This is a genomic window from Gemmiger gallinarum (genome assembly GCF_014982805.1).
GTDB lineage: Bacteria > Bacillota > Clostridia > Oscillospirales > Ruminococcaceae > Gemmiger > Gemmiger gallinarum.
Window position 1 is genome coordinate 1075464 of record NZ_JADCKC010000001.1, and the last position, 16161, is coordinate 1091624.

18 protein-coding genes are annotated in these 16161 nt (G+C 60.8%); 12 read left to right on the forward strand and 6 right to left on the reverse strand.

Annotated elements, in window-relative coordinates; translation table 11 throughout:
* The first annotated feature begins 6 nt into the window (after window positions 1-6).
* The 8 genes from INF35_RS04960 to INF35_RS04995 all read left to right on the forward strand — a co-directional run bounded on the left by INF35_RS04960 (window position 7) and on the right by INF35_RS04995 (window position 8040).
* Entirely contained in the window at window positions 7-612 is a 606-nt protein-coding gene (locus tag INF35_RS04960; RefSeq protein WP_235983103.1) for a QueT transporter family protein, read from the forward strand.
* Between the two features lie 47 nt (window positions 613-659).
* On the forward strand, window positions 660-1319 hold the full coding sequence (locus INF35_RS04965; RefSeq protein ID WP_193500392.1) for an HAD family hydrolase: 660 nt from the start codon (window positions 660-662) through the stop codon (window positions 1317-1319).
* 61 nt (window positions 1320-1380) lie between these two features.
* The gene (locus tag INF35_RS04970; protein WP_193500393.1) at window positions 1381-2307 is read left to right on the forward strand and encodes a DMT family transporter; all 927 of its coding nucleotides are present in this window, start codon (window positions 1381-1383) and stop codon (window positions 2305-2307) included.
* Between the two features lie 241 nt (window positions 2308-2548).
* Window positions 2549-5425, forward strand: a complete 2877-nt coding sequence (gene secA, locus INF35_RS04975; RefSeq protein WP_193500394.1) for a preprotein translocase subunit SecA — start codon at window positions 2549-2551, stop codon at window positions 5423-5425.
* A 100-nt stretch (window positions 5426-5525) separates the two neighbouring features.
* Window positions 5526-6242 carry an AzlC family ABC transporter permease gene (locus INF35_RS04980; RefSeq protein ID WP_235983104.1) on the forward strand — a complete coding sequence of 239 codons (717 nt, stop codon included), beginning with the start codon at window positions 5526-5528 and terminating at the stop codon, window positions 6240-6242.
* Window positions 6239-6565, forward strand: coding sequence for a branched-chain amino acid transporter permease (locus tag INF35_RS04985; RefSeq protein WP_193500395.1), 327 nt, complete (start codon window positions 6239-6241; stop codon window positions 6563-6565). The genes INF35_RS04980 and INF35_RS04985 overlap by 4 nt, the downstream gene beginning before the upstream one ends.
* Before the next feature lie 24 nt (window positions 6566-6589).
* A complete protein-coding gene (locus INF35_RS04990) occupies window positions 6590-7015 on the forward strand; it encodes a DUF3783 domain-containing protein (RefSeq protein ID WP_193500396.1) in 426 nt (141 codons plus the stop codon).
* Window positions 7016-7047: 32 nt separating this feature from the next.
* Window positions 7048-8040, forward strand: coding sequence for an FAD:protein FMN transferase (locus INF35_RS04995; RefSeq protein ID WP_328740393.1), 993 nt, complete (start codon window positions 7048-7050; stop codon window positions 8038-8040).
* Between the two features lie 78 nt (window positions 8041-8118).
* On the opposite strand, the gene INF35_RS05000 is transcribed toward INF35_RS04995, so the two are convergent.
* On the reverse strand, window positions 8119-8322 hold the full coding sequence (locus INF35_RS05000) for a hypothetical protein (protein WP_193500398.1): 204 nt from the start codon (window positions 8320-8322) through the stop codon (window positions 8119-8121).
* Between the two features lie 13 nt (window positions 8323-8335).
* Complete coding sequence (locus INF35_RS05005) at window positions 8336-8785, reverse strand: helix-turn-helix transcriptional regulator (RefSeq protein ID WP_193500399.1); 450 nt, start codon at window positions 8783-8785, stop codon at window positions 8336-8338.
* Between the two features lie 146 nt (window positions 8786-8931).
* Here INF35_RS05005 and INF35_RS05010 point away from each other — a divergent pair, with 146 nt between their 5' ends.
* A complete protein-coding gene (locus tag INF35_RS05010) occupies window positions 8932-9447 on the forward strand; it encodes a pyridoxamine 5'-phosphate oxidase family protein (RefSeq protein ID WP_193500400.1) in 516 nt (171 codons plus the stop codon).
* Window positions 9448-9456: 9 nt separating this feature from the next.
* Here the strand turns inward: INF35_RS05010 and INF35_RS05015 are convergent, their stop codons facing one another.
* On the reverse strand, window positions 9457-10236 hold the full coding sequence (locus INF35_RS05015; protein ID WP_193500401.1) for a zinc-binding metallopeptidase family protein: 780 nt from the start codon (window positions 10234-10236) through the stop codon (window positions 9457-9459).
* A gap of 110 nt (window positions 10237-10346) precedes the next feature.
* Window positions 10347-10802, reverse strand: coding sequence for a GNAT family N-acetyltransferase (locus tag INF35_RS05020; RefSeq protein ID WP_193500402.1), 456 nt, complete (start codon window positions 10800-10802; stop codon window positions 10347-10349).
* 211 nt (window positions 10803-11013) lie between these two features.
* Here INF35_RS05020 and INF35_RS05025 point away from each other — a divergent pair, with 211 nt between their 5' ends.
* The gene (locus INF35_RS05025; RefSeq protein ID WP_407925631.1) at window positions 11014-11295 is read left to right on the forward strand and encodes a DUF1292 domain-containing protein; all 282 of its coding nucleotides are present in this window, start codon (window positions 11014-11016) and stop codon (window positions 11293-11295) included.
* A 109-nt stretch (window positions 11296-11404) separates the two neighbouring features.
* Here INF35_RS05025 and INF35_RS05030 read toward each other — a convergent pair whose 3' ends face one another.
* Window positions 11405-12673, reverse strand: a complete 1269-nt coding sequence (locus INF35_RS05030) for an amidohydrolase family protein (protein ID WP_193500403.1) — start codon at window positions 12671-12673, stop codon at window positions 11405-11407.
* 442 nt (window positions 12674-13115) lie between these two features.
* Here INF35_RS05030 and INF35_RS05035 point away from each other — a divergent pair, with 442 nt between their 5' ends.
* Complete coding sequence (locus INF35_RS05035; protein WP_193500404.1) at window positions 13116-13718, forward strand: cytidylate kinase-like family protein; 603 nt, start codon at window positions 13116-13118, stop codon at window positions 13716-13718.
* 115 nt (window positions 13719-13833) lie between these two features.
* Window positions 13834-15243 carry an NAD(P)/FAD-dependent oxidoreductase gene (locus INF35_RS05040; RefSeq protein WP_193500405.1) on the forward strand — a complete coding sequence of 470 codons (1410 nt, stop codon included), beginning with the start codon at window positions 13834-13836 and terminating at the stop codon, window positions 15241-15243.
* A 96-nt stretch (window positions 15244-15339) separates the two neighbouring features.
* On the opposite strand, the gene INF35_RS05045 is transcribed toward INF35_RS05040, so the two are convergent.
* A complete protein-coding gene (locus tag INF35_RS05045) occupies window positions 15340-16134 on the reverse strand; it encodes a hypothetical protein (RefSeq protein WP_193500406.1) in 795 nt (264 codons plus the stop codon).
* Window positions 16135-16161 lie beyond the last annotated feature (27 nt).

The following is a 16161-nucleotide window of genomic DNA, read 5'->3' on the forward strand; positions in this document are numbered from 1 at the left end:
GTATTTATGTTGTATTGGATTTTTCTTTGTGTCGTTGTTCTGATCGCCGTCGCCGCGGGTGTCCGCCTGGCCATGGACCGCAAGTCTTCCAAGCCTTCCACCACCCGCACCGCGCGGGTGGCCATGGTAGCAGCCGTGTATGTGGTGCTTTGCCTGGTGCTGGCTCCCTTCTCTTTCGGGGCCATCCAGGTCCGCGTGGCGGAAATCCTGACCCTGATGCCCATTTTCGGCGCTGAGTACATCGCTGCCGTGACGGTGGGATGCTTCCTGTCCAACCTGATGGGCGTTGCCATGGGCACCACCGCTGCGGTGGACATCGTCTTCGGCACGGTTGCCACCCTGCTGGCCTGCCTGGTCACCTACCAGCTGCGCAATATCCGCTGGAAGGGCCTGGCCATCCCCGCTTCCATCCCGCCGGTCATCTTCAACGCCCTCATCGTAGGCCCCGAGATTGCCATCTTTTTCTCGGACTCTCCGGCGACGCTGCCGCTGATTGCCTGGAACGCTTTCACCGTCGGCGTGGGCGAGGTCATCAGCTGCATGATCCTGGGCGTGCTCTTTGCCCGGATCGTGGAATCCACCCCGGCACTGCTCAAGGCCGTGCGTGCATGACCTGAGTTTTTCATCTGCACTGTTTATTTTAAGGTGGTGATCTTCCGATGAAGACGGATCTGGTCCTGTGGGACTGGAACGGCACCCTGCTCAACGACGTTTCTCTCTGCCTGGACGCGCTCAACCGTCTTTTGGCCCGCTTCGGGTATTCCCAGCGGTATGACCTGGATGGCTACCGGAAGATCTTCGGCTTCCCGGTGGAGGAATATTACCTTCGGGCCGGGTTTGATTTTTCCCGCAACAGCTTTGACGAGCTGGCCAAAAGCTATATGGCCGACTACACCCCCGCCAGCGTTGCCTGTCCCCTGACCGACGACGCACGCCCTACCCTCGACCGCCTGCACCAGGCCGGGCTGCGGCAGGTCATCCTGTCCGCCTCCCCCATCGACACGCTGCAGCGGCAGACTGCCGAGCGCGGTGTGGCCGATTGTTTTGATACCATGCTGGGGCTGGGCGACATCTATGCCAAGAGCAAGGTGGAGCTGGGGCTTTCCTATCTGGAGCGCAGCGGCTTTGACCCTGCCCGGGCTGTCATGATCGGGGATTCCACCCACGACTATCAGGTCGCCAGAGCTTTGGGTGTGGAATGCATCCTGTACAGCGGCGGGCATCAGTCCGCCCAGGTGCTGGCGGCCACCGGGGCCCCGGTGGTGCCCACCCTTACCGCTGCCGCCGACCGCATTCTGGCCGGGCAGGCAGCCAACTGAATCCCATCACATTTCGGCGCGGCGGCATGTTGGCTGCCGCGCCTTTTTGGAGGAATTTTCCATGACCGACCGTGTAAAGGGTTCCATTCTGGCCTTCGGCGGAGCTGCCTGCTGGGGGTTGTCCGGCTGTACGGGGCAGTACCTGTTCACTTATGAGGGCATGAGCGCCACCTGGCTCACCCCCATTCGCCTGCTGCTGGCCGGGCTGATCCTGTGCGGGTATTACTGCATCCGTGACCCCAAACTGCTCATTGCCCCCTGGCGTTCCCGCCGGGAAACCGTGGACCTTTTGATCTACGGTCTGGCCGGCGTCAGCTGCTGCCAGCTGATGTACTTTATGACCATAGACCAGTCCACGGCAGGCATGGCCACCATTTTGCAGAATGTCTCCCCCGCCATGATTCTGGTGGTCACCTGCCTTCTGGCACGGCGGATGCCGAAGCCCTTTGAGCTGGCCTCCATCCTGCTGGCCATGCTGGGCGTCTTTCTGCTGACCACCCACGGCAGCCTGACCGGGCTCGCCATCTCGCCGGGGGCTTTCCTGACCGGCATGCTCAGCGCTGTCTGCGTGGTCATCTACACCATGTGGCCCAAACAGCTGCAAAGCCGCTATCCCACCCCCATGCTTCAGGGCTGGGCCTTTCTTATGGGCGGCGCGCTGTTCTGTCTGCTGTTCCGTCCGTGGGAGTCGGGATATGTCCCGGGTCCCGTGGGCGTGCTGGGCATCGCCGTCGTCGTCTGTGTGGGCAACCTGCTGGCTTTCTGCTGCTACATGCAGGGCGTCAAACTCATCGGCCCCCAGCGCAGCAGCCTGTACACCTTTGCCGAGCCCGCCACCGCCGCACTCATCTCCACCCTGGCCCTGGGCTCCCCCTTTACCCTGTGGGATGCTCTGGGTTTCGGCTGCATCTTCGTCATGCTGGTGCTGCTGTCCGCCGGGGCAGGGAAACCTGCCCCCCAGCCGCAGCATTCTGGGGTCCAGAGCTGAGAGGGCAGACCTTTTCTTTTCCTGTCTTGCCGGATGCGCAGCCTGACGGGCAGTCAGAAACCATTCCTGAAATACCATCGCATCCCCGTTTTTTCACACCCGCGCAGGTTTGACAGCATTGCCTGCGCGGGTGTATTATATTAGAGTGTGTATCCAGCGCCGTTTTCCGGCGCTTTGCAGGGCGGAATTTTGCCGCTGCTGCGATGACATTTTCTAATTCAGTCAGAACAGGTGTGTGCTTATGTCCTTTATTGAAAAGCTGTTCGGGAACTTCTCGGACAAGGAACTCAAACGCATCCGTCCCATTGCCCAGAAGGTGGAGGCGCTGGACGAAGAGATGCAGAAGCTCTCCGACGCCGAACTGCGGGCCAAGACCGACGAATTCCGGGAACGCCTGAAAAAAGGCGAAACCCTGGACGAGCTGCTGCCCGAGGCCTTTGCCGTCTGCCGTGAGGCCGACTGGCGTGTGCTGGGCCTGAAACCCTACCCCGTGCAGATCATCGGCGGCATTGTGCTGCACCGCGCCTGCATCGCCGAGATGCAGACCGGTGAAGGCAAGACCCTGGTGGCTACCATGCCGGTCTACCTCAACGCCCTCACCGGCGAGGGCGTCCACGTGGTCACCGTCAACGACTATCTGGCAAAGCGCGACAGCGAGTGGATGGGCAAGGTCTACCGCTTCCTGGGCCTGAAGGTGGGCCTGGTGGTCCACGATGTGCCCGCCGCCGAGCGCAGGAAGGCCTACGAGGCCGATGTCACCTACGGCACCAACAACGAGTTCGGTTTTGACTACCTGCGCGACAACATGGTGGTCTACAAAGCCAATATGGTCCAGCGCGGCCATGCCTACGCCATCGTGGACGAGGTGGACTCCATCCTCATCGACGAGGCCCGTACTCCCCTGATCATCTCCGGCAAGGGCGAGGACTCCAGCGTCATGTACAAGCGCGCCGACGACTTTGCCAAGACGCTGAAGAAGAGCGTCATCGTCGAGCTGGAAGACAAGATGCAGGCCGAAGAACAGGTGGACGGCGACTACGTGGTGGACGAAAAGCGCAAGACCGCCACCCTGACCGAGAGCGGCATCCAGAAAGCCGAAGCCTGGTTCCAGGTGGACAACCTCTCCGACGCCGACAACATGAGCCTGCGCCACTATATCGACCAGGCCATCAAGGCACGGGGCGTCATGCACCGGGATACCGACTACATCGTCAAGGACGGCGAGGTCATCATTGTCGATGAGTTCACCGGCCGTCTGATGTACGGCCGCCGCTACAACGACGGTCTGCACCAGGCCATCGAGGCCAAGGAAGGCGTCAACGTGGCCGCCGAGAGCAAGACCCTGGCCACCATCACCTTCCAGAACTACTTCCGCATGTACAAGAAGCTGTCCGGCATGACCGGTACCGCTTCCACCGAGGCCGACGAGTTCAGCGAGATTTACGGCCTGCAGATCGTCAGCATCCCCACCAACAAGCCCCGGGCCCGACAGGACCTGCCCGACAGCGTCTACAAGACGGTGAACGGCAAGTACCGCGCTGTCATCGAGCAGGTGGCCGAATGCCATGCCAAGGGCCAGCCCGTCCTGGTGGGCACCGTCAGCGTGGAAAAGAGCGAGACCCTCTCCCGCATGCTCAAGGCCAAGGGCATCCCGCACAACGTTCTGAACGCCAAGCAGCATGAGCGTGAGGCCGAGATCGTCGCCCAGGCAGGCCGTCAGGGCGCCGTGACCATCGCCACCAACATGGCCGGCCGTGGTACCGACATCATGCTGGGCGGCAACATTCCCTACATGGCCAAGGCTGCCCTGCGCAAGGAGCTTTTGAAAAAGCTTACCGCCGACAAGGACGCCGAGGAGGCAAAGCGCAAGGCGGAGCGCGCCGCCGCCAAGGCAGCGGGTCAGCCCCTGCCCGAGGCCGCTCCCCTGCCCGATGTGGAGACTCGTCTGGACATGCTGCTCACCGAGGCAGACGGCCACGCCGACACCGACGACGCCGACATTCTGGCTGCCCGCAGCCGCTTTGACGAGCTGTGCGCCCAGTTTGAGCCCGAGGTCAAGAAAGAAGCCGAGGCGGTGCGCGCCGCAGGCGGCCTGTTCATCATCGGCACCGAGCGCCACGAGTCCCGCCGTATCGATAACCAGCTGCGCGGCCGTGCCGGCCGTCAGGGCGACCCGGGTTCCTCCCGCTTCTTCCTGTCGCTGGAGGACGACCTGATGCGCATCTTCGGCGGCGAGCGGGTGCAGGGCCTGATGAACACCATGGGTCTGGATGAGGATACCCCCATCGAGAACAAGCTCATCACCAACACCATCGAGAGCGCCCAGAAAAAGCTGGAAGCCTCCAACTTTGCCGTCCGTAAGCAGGTGCTGCAGTACGACGATGTCATGAACCAGCAGCGCGAGATCATCTACAAGGAGCGCCGCATGGTGCTGGACGGAGAGGACATCTCCGACAAGCTCCACGCCATGATGAAGGAGAGCATCGACGAGTCCTGCAAGGCCTATCTGGTGGGTGAAACGGTGGACGAGTGGGACTTTGCCGCTCTGCGCCGCCACTACATGAACTGGCTCTGCCTGCCCACCGACTTCCAGTATACCGTGGAAGAGAAGAACTCCCTCAAGCGGGAGGACATCTCCAAGATGCTCTACGACCGGGGCATGAACATTCTGGAAGCCAAGGAGAAAAAGTACGGCAGCAAGCTCATGCGTGAGCTGGAGCGCATCTGCCTGCTGAAAAACGTGGACGCCAAGTGGATGGACCACATCGACAACATGGACCAGCTGAAACAGGGCATGGGCCTGCGCAGCTACGGCCAGCACGACCCCATCGTGGAGTACCGCATCGAGGGCTTTGCCATGTTCGATGAGATGGTGGCCAACATCCGGGAGGACGCCGTCCACATGCTGCTGACCATTGAGGTCCGCCGCCCCGAGGTCCAGCCTCAGCGGGAGCAGGTGGCCAAGCCCACCGGTGAGGGTGCTCCCACCCGCCCCGGCGCCAAGGGCAGCGCTCCCATCCGCGTGACAAAAATCGGCCGCAACGATCCCTGCCCCTGCGGCAGCGGCCTGAAATGGAAAAAGTGCACCTGTAAAGAATACCATCCCGACCTGCGCTGAGTCCGCAGGCGGGAAACACGGCGCAGGCACGGCCATTCCGGCCGCGGGCCTGCGCCGCATTTTATCTTTGCCGCACACCGCAACGCCAAAACAAAGGAGATTGCAACACAATTCCATGCAGGAACTACGCTATGCTTTCCGTCAGACCATTCCCGTTCTGTGCGGATACCTGTTTTTGGGGCTGGCTTTCGGTCTGCTCATGCAGCAGGCCGGGTACGGCTGGCCCTGGGCTGTGCTGACCAGCGTCATCGTCTACGCCGGGTCCATGCAGTTTGTGCTGGTGGGGATGCTGGGCGGCGGCTTTGCCAGCCTGCTGTCGGTGGCGCTGACCACCCTGTCGGTGAACAGCCGCCACCTGTTTTACGGTCTGTCCTTTCTCGAGACCTTCCGCAAGATGGGCAAGGCCAGACCCTACATGATCTTTTCCCTCACCGACGAAACCTACTCTCTGCTGTGCAATCTGCACCCGCCCAAAGCGCTCAACGCCGACCGGGTGCGGCTGTATATCGCTCTGCTGGACCATCTGTACTGGGTGGCGGGCAGCGCCGCCGGGGCGGTTTTGGGCAGTGTGCTGCCCTTTGACCTTACCGGCATCGACTTTGCCATGACCGCCCTCTTCGTCGTCATCTTTGTGGAACAGTGGTGCGCCGCAAAAAACCATCTGCCCGCCCTGGCGGGGGCTGTGTTTGCCCTGCTGTGGCTGGTCATTCTGGGCCCCGACCGCTTTCTGCTGCCCGCCCTGGTCTGCACTGTGCTGGCACTGTTGCTGGGCCGGGGGATGCTTCCGGCCCAATCCGAGGAGGTGGATGCTCCGTGACTGCTTTCCTCCCCGACCTGGCGATCCTGCTGGTGGCCAGCCTCTGCACCATTCTGGTTCGGGCACTGCCCTTTGTGCTCTTCGGCCGCAGCGGCAGCCCGGGACGTACCGTCCTCTATCTGGGCCGGGTATTGCCCGCCGCCGTCATGGCCATCCTGGTGGTATACTGCCTGCGGTCCACGGCATTTACTTCGGCGGCCGGTTTTGTCCCCCAGCTGGCGGCCTGCCTTCTGGTGGCGGCGCTGCATTTGTGGAAGCGCAACACCCTGCTCAGCATTGCAGGCGGTACGGCGGTTTATATGCTGCTCATCCGTCTGCTGTGACATCAAATTGGAGGATTTTCTGCCATGAAAGCTCATATCCATCAGGACCCCCGGGCCCTGCTTCTGTGGGGCATCTTCCCCGAAACACCCGGCTGCGACGAACTGCTTCGCCGCGCCGCCGCCTTCCGCCTGAATCCCCGCTTTGTGGGGGCTGCCGACTTTGACACCACCATCGGCGACCTGTGCGCGGGCAAGGCCTCCGTCCCCGTGCAGAACCTGCCTGACCCGCTGCCTCTGGCCGACACCCGCGCCATGATCGTGGGCGGCCTGCGCTATGACAATGGCGATCTCAACGCCTGGCTGGATGCCGTCAAAAAGACCGGCCTGACCTTCCCCGTGCGGGCGGCCGTCACCCCCACCAGCGCCGCCTGGACGCTGGGACATCTGCTGGAGGAGCTTTCCGCCGAGCATGCCGCCCTGGGCTCCTCCCAGGCAGAGCAGGCACAATGAGGGGGCGGGCGTTCCCCAGAGCAGCCGTGTCTGTGTCCCTGGCTGCCCTGATGCTGACTGGCCTGACCGGGTGCGATACCCGGCAGAAGTACCAGGCCACCTATTTTGATATGTTTGACTCGGTGATCCGGGTCACCGCCTACTGCGACAGCGAGGCCGAATGGGAGAGCCAGTCCCAGGCGCTGCACGACGACCTGATGCGCTACCATCAGCTCTTCGACAATTACCAGAGCTACGACGGCGTGACCAACCTGTACACCCTCAACGCCGGGGCGGGCGGCGACGCCGTCGCAGTGGATGACGACCTCTTTGCCCTGCTGCAGGAGGGCAAGGAAATGTACGTTTTGACCGACGGCCGCTGCAACATTGCGGCGGGAGCGGTCCTGTCCCTCTGGCACGATGCCCGGGAGGCGGAAGTGCCCTCCCTGCCCGACGATGCCGCTTTGCAGGAGGCCGCCCGGCACTGCTCCATGGACGACCTGATTCTGGACGAGACGGCCAAAACCGTCCGTCTGGCCGACCCGGAAATGAGCATTGACGCGGGCAGTCTGGCCAAGGGCTGGGCCATCGAGGCCGCCGCCAAAGCTGCCGAGGCCAGAGGGCTCACCAGTGCCCTCATCGACGCAGGCAGCAACATCCGGGCCATCGGCACCCACGCCGACGGCAGTCCCTGGGTAGCGGGCGTCACCGCTCCCTGGGACGAGGATTCCGCAAGCCTTATCGAGGTGCCTCTGGCCTCGGAACAGTCGCTGGTCACCAGCGCCGACACCCAGCGCTATTTTGAGGTGGACGGGGTGCGGTACTCCCATCTCATCGATCTGGAGACCCTCTACCCTGCCCGGTATTTCCGCAGCGTGTCGGTGCTATGCTCCGACGGCGGACTGGGCGATGCCCTGTCCACCGGCCTCTACTGCATGCCTCTGGAGGAGGGCCAACCCCTGGTGGACAGTCTGGACGGCGTGGAGGCCATCTGGTATTCCGCCGACGGCCAGACCGTCGTCCGCACCGACGGCTTTCCCTCCTGACCATTTCTTTTTGCAAAACAACGTCCCCGGATCGACCGCCTGTCGGCGGAGGATTCGGGGACGTTTGGTATTTCGGGGTTACTCGGTCTTATCCAGCTCCCGCTGGATCAGTGCATTGGCAATGGTGAATGCCTCGATTCGGCGCCGGGCCAGGGTGAGCTGGGATTTGTAGCGGCCCGGCTCCTCCTTTGCCTCAAAGGTGCGGACGACCTCCCGCAGCTTGTGCAGGGTGGAGTCGATCTGACGCCTGGCCTCGGTCAGCTGTTCTCTGGAATAGTTCATACCGTCACTCCGTTCAGATTTCGCCTTTCCATACACGGGCCAGAATATCCTTAAGCACCAGCACCGCGTCGGTGGCGCTGTAGCCGTAGTCCACATGCAGCCGCGTCAGCATCTCCCGCAAGGCAGGGGCATAATCCTCAATGCAGACCTTCTCCCCATAGGTGGCCAGCACCGGATATCGCTTGCTCCACACCCGATTCCAGTTGATCTTGGCCTGGGCCTCCTCGCTGACGCTGTCGATCATCTGTTCCACCTGCTGTTCGTCGGCGTCAAACTGGATCAGTTCGTCCAGCGTCATGTGATAAAGCATCGCCAGCCGCTTGGACTGCCGGATATCCGGCAGAGTCTCGTCGGTCTCCCATTTGGAAATCGTCTGGCGGCTGACCCCCAGCACTTCGGCCACATTTTCCTGGGAAAGTCCGCTCTTTTTGCGGGCCTGATACAGGTTGCTTCCCAATTGCATATGTCTTCCCTCCTGTCGCATGGTATCCACAGTATACCGGGCCGCAGGGCAAAAATCCACCATCCAAACCCGGCATTTATGCCCGTTTTGTTAACAGTCCGCCCGCGGCATGCTATACTGAAAGCATACCAAGGAGGTGTTTTGCCGTGAAGCAAACGGAGTATCAGGCCGCCGCCCGCTATTGGGAGGAGAAGGATGCCCACAGCATCCGGATGGAGCCCGCCGCCCTGAAGCAGGCCATGGAGGCCTACATTCTTTCCCACAACACCTGTGCGCTGGCCACCGGCGCCGGGGATTTTGTCCGCTGCACTCCCATTGAGTACAGCTACCACGACGGTTGTTTCTGGATGTTTACCGAGGGCGGCAGGAAATTTGCAGGGCTGGAACGCAATCCCAACGTCTGCCTGGCCATCTTTGACGGGTATCAGGGCTTCGGCAGCCTGCACGGGATGCAGGTCACCGCCCGGGCCGAGGTGGTGGAGCCCTTCAGCCCGCGGTACAATGCCCACGCCCAGTTCAAAAAGATTCCGCTGACGGCCCTGAAAAAACTGGCCAGCCCCATGCATCTGCTTTGCATACACCCTGTCCGCATCGAGTTTCTCAGCTCAGACTTCAAGGAACAGGGCTATTCCTCCCGGCAGATGCTGGAGTGGGACCAGTAAGGGCCTTACTCACTCTCCCCTGTGCTGCCGGAGGATAAAGTACACCATCACCCCAAAGGTGCCGACAGCCCCCGCCAGACAGGGAAAGTAAATCACCTGGGGAAGCTGCGCCTGCGCCGGGTGACTGAGCACACACAGCACCACGAGAATCGCCAGCGCTGCGGCACTGAGCAAAATGCCCAATGGGTTGAGATTTTCCTTCGGTTCCAGATCGTTTTCCCAGCTTTGGCGGCGTTCCAGCTCCTGCAGCAGCCGATCGGCGTCCTCCACATCCCCAGCCACAAAGAAGGTCCGCAGCGCACTGTGACCGCCGGGCCGGCGCACCCGGCAGCGAACCACATACTCGGTGCGGTGTTCCCGGATGGTCTCCACCCGGCGGATCTCATCCGCGGCCGCGGGCAGAAAGGGCTTTTCCTCCAGTTTCCGCAGAAGCGCCTGGGTTCTCAAGGTTCCTTCCGCATAGGCAAGCACATTCCGTGCGCTGCCGGCCAGATCGGCGGCCTGCAGCCCGTAGAGTTTTCCCTCTGCCGTAAGCACAAAGACGGTACCGTCCTGTGCGGTGCGTTTTCCCAGCCGCAGCCCCAGCCAGGTTCCCAGAACCGTGACCCCCAGGCAGAGAATCAGGGAGAACGCCTCCCGCGGCAGACCGGCCTGAAACATCAGCAGCACGCCGCCCGCCACCAGCAGAAGCATCAGCGCCACAATGCCGAAAATGCCGCCCATGGTGCGCCAGGCATACCGGCTTTTTCTGCTTGTGCTGCCGGTCATCCAGATTTTTTTGACGGTCATGGAATCTTCCTTTCCGTGGGAGACGGGGCAGTTTTCCTCCCGTTTTTTTGGTGTTCCCGTATATCCAGTATATTTCGGCCAAAACAGAAACGCAATGCATTTGTTCCGGCTCAGTCAAGGCGCAACTTGTAGATGTGGCAGCCGTCCTCCCGCCCTGCATACACAAAGTGGTTTTGCAGGGCGATGGCCCTCGTGGCCTGCTGGGCAGGGACGCACTCCAGCACCAGTGTGCGGGTACTGCCCCGTGCCTCCTCGATAAAGGCTTCCGTCAGTTCCCGGGCATAGCCCTTGTGCCAGGCATCCCGGCAAAGGACCCACCCCAGTTCCCAGGCATCCCGGCCGTAAGGATGCCAGATCACGTATCCCGCAAAGGTCCTCGCTCTGGTTTCCACCGCCAGAATTTGGGGCGGCGAGCAAAGCCCCGCCCGCACCAGAAAGTCCTCCGCCTGCCGTCGGGTGTAGGGCGGCTCCAGAAAGCGCATAACCTCCGGGTCCGACAGCAGCCGGTACAGAGCGTCGGCATCGTCCTGCCGAAACCTCCGGATACGCAGCCGTTCTGTTTCCATCCGTCTTTGCCTCCGCAAACGATTTTTCTCAGTATAGCATACGCCTTGTTTTTGAGGAAAGTGTTTCCCTCCGCCGTACGGATGCCACGTCAATTTAGACAAAGAGAGCCCCTGTTTTTACCACAAAACCGAGATTTTTTCTCTCTTATTGAAAATGCTTTTCCGGGCATGGTATGCTGTTTTTGTAAATACCCCGCAAAGGAGGATTTTCATGGAAAACGAGATGGAACTGGACAATATCATTACCCTTCAGGATGAAAACGGCGAGGACGTTCGTTTTGAATTTCTGGACCTTGTGGAATATGCTGGCAACGAGTATGTTGTGCTGCTGCCGGTGGAGGACGACGACGGTCAGGTGGTCATCCTTCAGCTGGAGGAAAGCGACGACGATGAGGTGGAAAACTACGTCGGCGTGGACGATGACGAAACCCTCAACGCCATTTTTGCAATTTTCAAGGAAAAGTTCAAGGACGAGTTCAAATTTGAGGATTGATCTTTCCGGGCATTGGCCCCTGTTTTACCTATGACAAAGCCTTCCGCACGGGGTTGCCGCACGGAAGGCTTTTCTGCTTGTTTGATGCTTGTCTGCCGGGGCGCTCCGCTCAGAACAGCCGTTTTCCCGCCGCATATTTGGCACAGGGACGGCCGTCCGAAAGGTAGACCACCCGTTCCAGGCGCTCAGCCAGAGTGCAGTCCCGGGTGGTGGGCAGCTCTGCGTCGTCCATGACCACTGCGTCAAAGTCATACCCGGGCTCAAAGCTGCCCACCTTGCCGAAGAAGGCGCCGCCGCCCTTGGTGGCCATATAGAAAGCCTCCGGCAGCGTGAGAGCCGGTGTGTCCTGATCCACCAGCCGCCAGCGCAGCTTGGAGGATTGGATGGCATCGGTCATGGCCCGGAAGATGGACAGGTGTGCCCCGCCGGCCACATCACTGCCCAGGCCGACTTTCTGCCCCTCCTTCAGATAGTTCTTGACGGGGGCAATACCGGAGGAAACGTTGATGTTGGACTGGGGACAGTGGGCAATGAAAACGCCGTTTTCTTTCATGAGAGCCCGTTCCTCCTCCCCGCTCCAGACACAATGGGCCATGACGGTGGGGCAGTCCCCGCCGAACAGCCCGGCCCGGGCGTAGGCCTCGCCGTAAAAGCGGGTATCTGGACAGAGCTCCGACACCCAGCGGATCTCGGACAGGTTTTCCGACAGGTGAGACTGCATGGCAGTGCCGAACTCCCGCTGCAGGCGGCCCAGCCCTGCCATAAGCTCGTCGGTACAGCTGGGGATAAAGCGGGGCGTGAGCATGGGACGCACCAACGTGAACGCCCGGCTCTGCTCCAGCCAGAGACGGGTCTCTTCCAGCGACTGTTCCGTTGTCTCCCGCAAAATATCCGGACTGTTGCGGTCCATATTCACCTTGCCCACATAGCAGGGCAGTCCCGCCTGTTCCAGCTGTTCCATCAGTACCAGCGCAGCCGGACGGTGCAGCGTGGCAAAAATACAGGCCCGTGTGGTGGCACTTCTGGTCAGTGCATCGGTAAAGATCCCGTAGGCCCGGCGGGCATAACTCAGGTCCGCAAAGCGGCTTTCCTCCGGGAAGGCATTGCACTCCAGCCAGTCCAGCAATTCCATATCCATGCCCAGACCCCGGTAGGCGTACTGGCTGGCATGGACATGCAGGTCCACCAGACCCGGCAGGATCAGTTTATCCCCGTAGTCCTCCACCCGAATGCCCTGCCAGCGCCGGGGCAACCCGTCAAAAATCCCGGCCACTTTGCCGTCCTCGCAAACCAGATAACTGTGGGGATGCAGTTCCAGTTTGCCGCATTCGGGGGTGTATATGATATTGCCCTTAAGGGCAAAGGTCTTTTCTTGCATAATCGGGCTCCTTTGCTTTCAGATCTCCTCCCGCCCCGGCAAAGGGCGCCGTTGGGGAAGACAGCCGCACCATATTGTAACGGAAAGCGCCGAAAAGCACAAGAGCGCCGTCCCGCCGGGCAATTTTCATTTTCTCTGTGTAAAGCTTCCTTCCGGCGGCAGGCAGTCATACTTTTTCGGCCGGCTTCCGCGCATACTTCACCCCCCTGTGCGGATACCACAAAGCGTTGCCGACTTCTTTGTGCAGGCTGCACTTTATATCGATGCAAAGATATATTTTGCCAGTCCGACCGCTGTGCCATTTTGCTTTTCCGCGCAGGTTTCGGCTTGCACTTTGCGGGATTTCCGTTTATACTGATAGTACAAGGAAAAGTATGCCTTTCCCTTTTTCCTGTGTTTTCCGCGGCCGGCTGCCGCGATTATGATTGTGAGGTGGAAACGAATGAAGCATGTGATCATTACCATGGCCCGCGAATATGCATCCGGCGGCAGCGAGATTGCTCAGGCCGTTGCCGACAAACTGGGGATACCCCTGTACAACAAGGAGCTCATCACCATTGCCGCCAAGAAGAGCGGCCTGACTGAGGAAGCCATTGCCGCATCGGAGAATCAGCGCAGCAGCAGTTTGATCTACAGCCTGTACATGATGGGCAACACCATGCCCCTGGCCGATCAGGTATACATCCTGCAAAGCAACGTCATCAAGGAGCTGGCCCAGAAAGGTTCCTGCGTCATTCTGGGCCGATGCGGAGACTATGTCCTGCGGGACCGCAAGGATGTGCTTCGCACCTTCGTATTCGCCCCTCTGGACCAACGCATCGCCATTGCCAAGTCCCGCCCCGACGCCAAGGATATGTCCGACCGTCTGTGGGAGACTACCCTGGCCAAGCATGACCGCGCCCGTGCCAGCTATTATAACTACTATACCGAAAATCACTGGGGCGAGGCCAAAAACTACGACCTCTGCCTGAATGCGGCCCTGGGCCGGGATGTCTGCGCCGACCTGATTGTAAAGGCGGCTCAGGCTCTGGAAGAATCGCTGTAACGGCGGCTTCCTCTGTCCATAGTCTGTACCGGCCGGAGGCTCGGCTTCCGGCCGGCAACTTTGCCGTTTTGTGCGGCATACTATATTTATCGCTGTAATTTCAAGGAGACGACTCATGCAAACATCTTACGACCTGATCATTGTCGGCGCCGGCCCTGCCGGTATTTTCACCGCCCTGGAACTGCTGCGCAAGGGCAGCAAGGCCCGCATGCTGCTGATTGAAAAAGGCAAACCGGTGGAAAAGCGCCACTGTCCCAAAGCCGAAATCGGTCACTGTGTCAACTGCAAACCCACCTGCGCCATCACCACCGGCTTTTCCGGCGCCGGTGCCTTCTCCGACGGCAAGCTTTCGCTCTCCCACGAGGTGGGCGGCGAGCTGCCGGAGCTGATCGGCGAAGATTTTGCCCAGAGCCTCATTGACTATACCGACAAGATCTATCTGGAATTCGGTGCCGATCCCCATGTGGAGGGCATCTACGAAGGCCCCGAAATCAAAGATATTCGCAAGCGGGCCATCCAGGCAGGCCTGCAGCTGGTAGACTGCCCCATCCGCCACCTGGGTACCGAAAAAGCCCAGCAGCTATATCTGAACATCCAGCACTATCTGGCCGATCACGGGGTGGAGATGCTCTTCTCCACCGAGTGCGAGAACATTCTGCTGGAGGGTGATACCTGCACCGGCGTCGTCATCCGGAAAAACGGTGTCCAGCAGGAGATCCGCGCCAAGCAGGTGGTCATTGCCACCGGCCGCCGCGGCGCCGACTGGCTGGAAAAGCTGTGCGCCAAGCATGGCATTGCCCACAAGCCCGGCACCGTAGACATCGGCGTTCGGGTTGAGTGCCGCAATGAGGTCATGGAGACCATCAACAACGTTCTGTATGAAGGCAAGCTCATCGGCTATCCCAACCCCTGGAAAAACAAGGTCCGCACCTTCTGCCAGAATCCCGGCGGTTTTGTAGCCCAGGAAAACTACGACAACGATCTGGCGGTGGTCAACGGCCACAGCTACAAGGATATCAAGAGCAACAACACCAACCTGGCCATTCTGGTCAGCCACAACTTTACCGAGCCCTTCAACCAGCCCATTGAGTACGCGCAGAAAGTGGGCGAGCTCACCAACATGCTGGGCGCCGGTCACATTCTGGTCCAGCGCTACGGCGATATCCTGGACGGCAAGCGCACCTGGGCACGGGAGCTGGCACGGGCCAATGTCCGCCCCACCCTCAAGGATGCGGTGGCCGGCGACATTACCGCCGCCATGCCTTACCGCGCCATGGTCAATATCATCGAGTTCATCAAGATGGTGGACCAGGTGGTGCCCGGCTTTGCCTCCTCCGAGACGCTGCTCTACTCTCCTGAGCTCAAGTTCTACTCCAACAAGGTCCGCATGGACACCGATCTGGAAACCAACCTGGCCGGTCTGCACTGCCTGGGCGATTCCTCCGGCTGGACCCGCGGCCTGATGATGGCATCCGTCATGGGCGTGCTGATGGGCCGCAAGCTCATCGAAAACCACGGCTTCTGATCAGGCGCTTTCCCACATCCGAATCCAACCAGTCAAAAGACACCCCCGCTGCGGCAGGTTGCTCCGCAGCGGGGGTGTTTGATTTGCAGATTCTGTTTATCCGGCGTCCGCCATAAGGCAGGTGTATTTCATCCGCGCCAGTTCCCGGCGCAGGGCGGGCAGCTCCTCCCCGGGCAGATCGTTCTTTTGCAGGGTGACGCCCTGGTTCGCCACGGCCAGCATCAGCAGATGCTCGGTCTCCACGGCGGTTTCCAGTTGGTCGTCGGGGTATTCCTGGGAGACATCCTCCCCCACCGCCAGGCGCATGCCGGTATCCGAGAAAATCAGGCGGACCTGTTTGCCTTCGGCCCATTCCAGGCGCTCTGCCAGCGGCTCGGCCTGCTTTTCAAAGGTGCTTTTCCGGGAACGGCCCGCAGGGAGCAGCGCCGCAGCACCGATGACCAGATACACAATGCCCATACCGGCCAGTCCGGCCAGCTCTCCGCCCGACGTACCCATAACCACCGCCAGCAGCAGGCCCAAAACGATCTGCAGCACGGCCAGAAGCCTGCGTTTGCGCCGCCAGAGAAAGACAATGCCCGTTACTGCTCCCACAATACCGGCCCCAAGCACCACCGGCATACCGGCAGGATCGGTCCATGCCGCCATCAGCAAAACTGTGCCCAGCAGCCAGTCCACAACGGCAAACGGCGTGCGCAGCACGGCGCGCCGCCGGCTGACTTCCGGCGAGACTTTTGGCACACTGTTGATGCGGTCGGTCAGTGCTGTAAGCCGGGGGCAGCGCTCCCGGGTATACAGATCCAGACGTTTTTCCAGCGCATAGGCGATCTCCTGCCGGACCTGTTCCCTGTTTTCCGGTGCAGTGCAGGCAAAGCGGAATTCCCGTTCCATCGGCGTCCTCCCGTACTGTGTGTTTTC

What these genes read in the sequence shown, in the direction of transcription:
- INF35_RS05040 (WP_193500405.1), top strand. Translation starts at nt 13,834, where the DNA reads ATGCAAACATCTTACGACCTGATCATTGTCGGCGCCGGCCCTGCCGGT.
- INF35_RS04965 (WP_193500392.1), top strand. Translation starts at nt 660, where the DNA reads ATGAAGACGGATCTGGTCCTGTGGGACTGGAACGGCACCCTGCTCAAC.
- INF35_RS05045 (WP_193500406.1), bottom strand. Translation starts at nt 16,134, where the DNA reads ATGGAACGGGAATTCCGCTTTGCCTGCACTGCACCGGAAAACAGGGAA.
- INF35_RS04960 (WP_235983103.1), top strand. Translation starts at nt 7, where the DNA reads ATGTTGTATTGGATTTTTCTTTGTGTCGTTGTTCTGATCGCCGTCGCC.
- INF35_RS05015 (WP_193500401.1), bottom strand. Translation starts at nt 10,236, where the DNA reads ATGACCGTCAAAAAAATCTGGATGACCGGCAGCACAAGCAGAAAAAGC.
- INF35_RS05025 (WP_407925631.1), top strand. Translation starts at nt 11,014, where the DNA reads ATGGAAAACGAGATGGAACTGGACAATATCATTACCCTTCAGGATGAA.
- INF35_RS04970 (WP_193500393.1), top strand. Translation starts at nt 1,381, where the DNA reads ATGACCGACCGTGTAAAGGGTTCCATTCTGGCCTTCGGCGGAGCTGCC.
- INF35_RS05030 (WP_193500403.1), bottom strand. Translation starts at nt 12,673, where the DNA reads ATGCAAGAAAAGACCTTTGCCCTTAAGGGCAATATCATATACACCCCC.
- INF35_RS05005 (WP_193500399.1), bottom strand. Translation starts at nt 8,785, where the DNA reads ATGCAATTGGGAAGCAACCTGTATCAGGCCCGCAAAAAGAGCGGACTT.
- INF35_RS04990 (WP_193500396.1), top strand. Translation starts at nt 6,590, where the DNA reads ATGAAAGCTCATATCCATCAGGACCCCCGGGCCCTGCTTCTGTGGGGC.
- INF35_RS05000 (WP_193500398.1), bottom strand. Translation starts at nt 8,322, where the DNA reads ATGAACTATTCCAGAGAACAGCTGACCGAGGCCAGGCGTCAGATCGAC.
- INF35_RS05035 (WP_193500404.1), top strand. Translation starts at nt 13,116, where the DNA reads ATGAAGCATGTGATCATTACCATGGCCCGCGAATATGCATCCGGCGGC.
- INF35_RS05020 (WP_193500402.1), bottom strand. Translation starts at nt 10,802, where the DNA reads ATGGAAACAGAACGGCTGCGTATCCGGAGGTTTCGGCAGGACGATGCC.
- secA (WP_193500394.1), top strand. Translation starts at nt 2,549, where the DNA reads ATGTCCTTTATTGAAAAGCTGTTCGGGAACTTCTCGGACAAGGAACTC.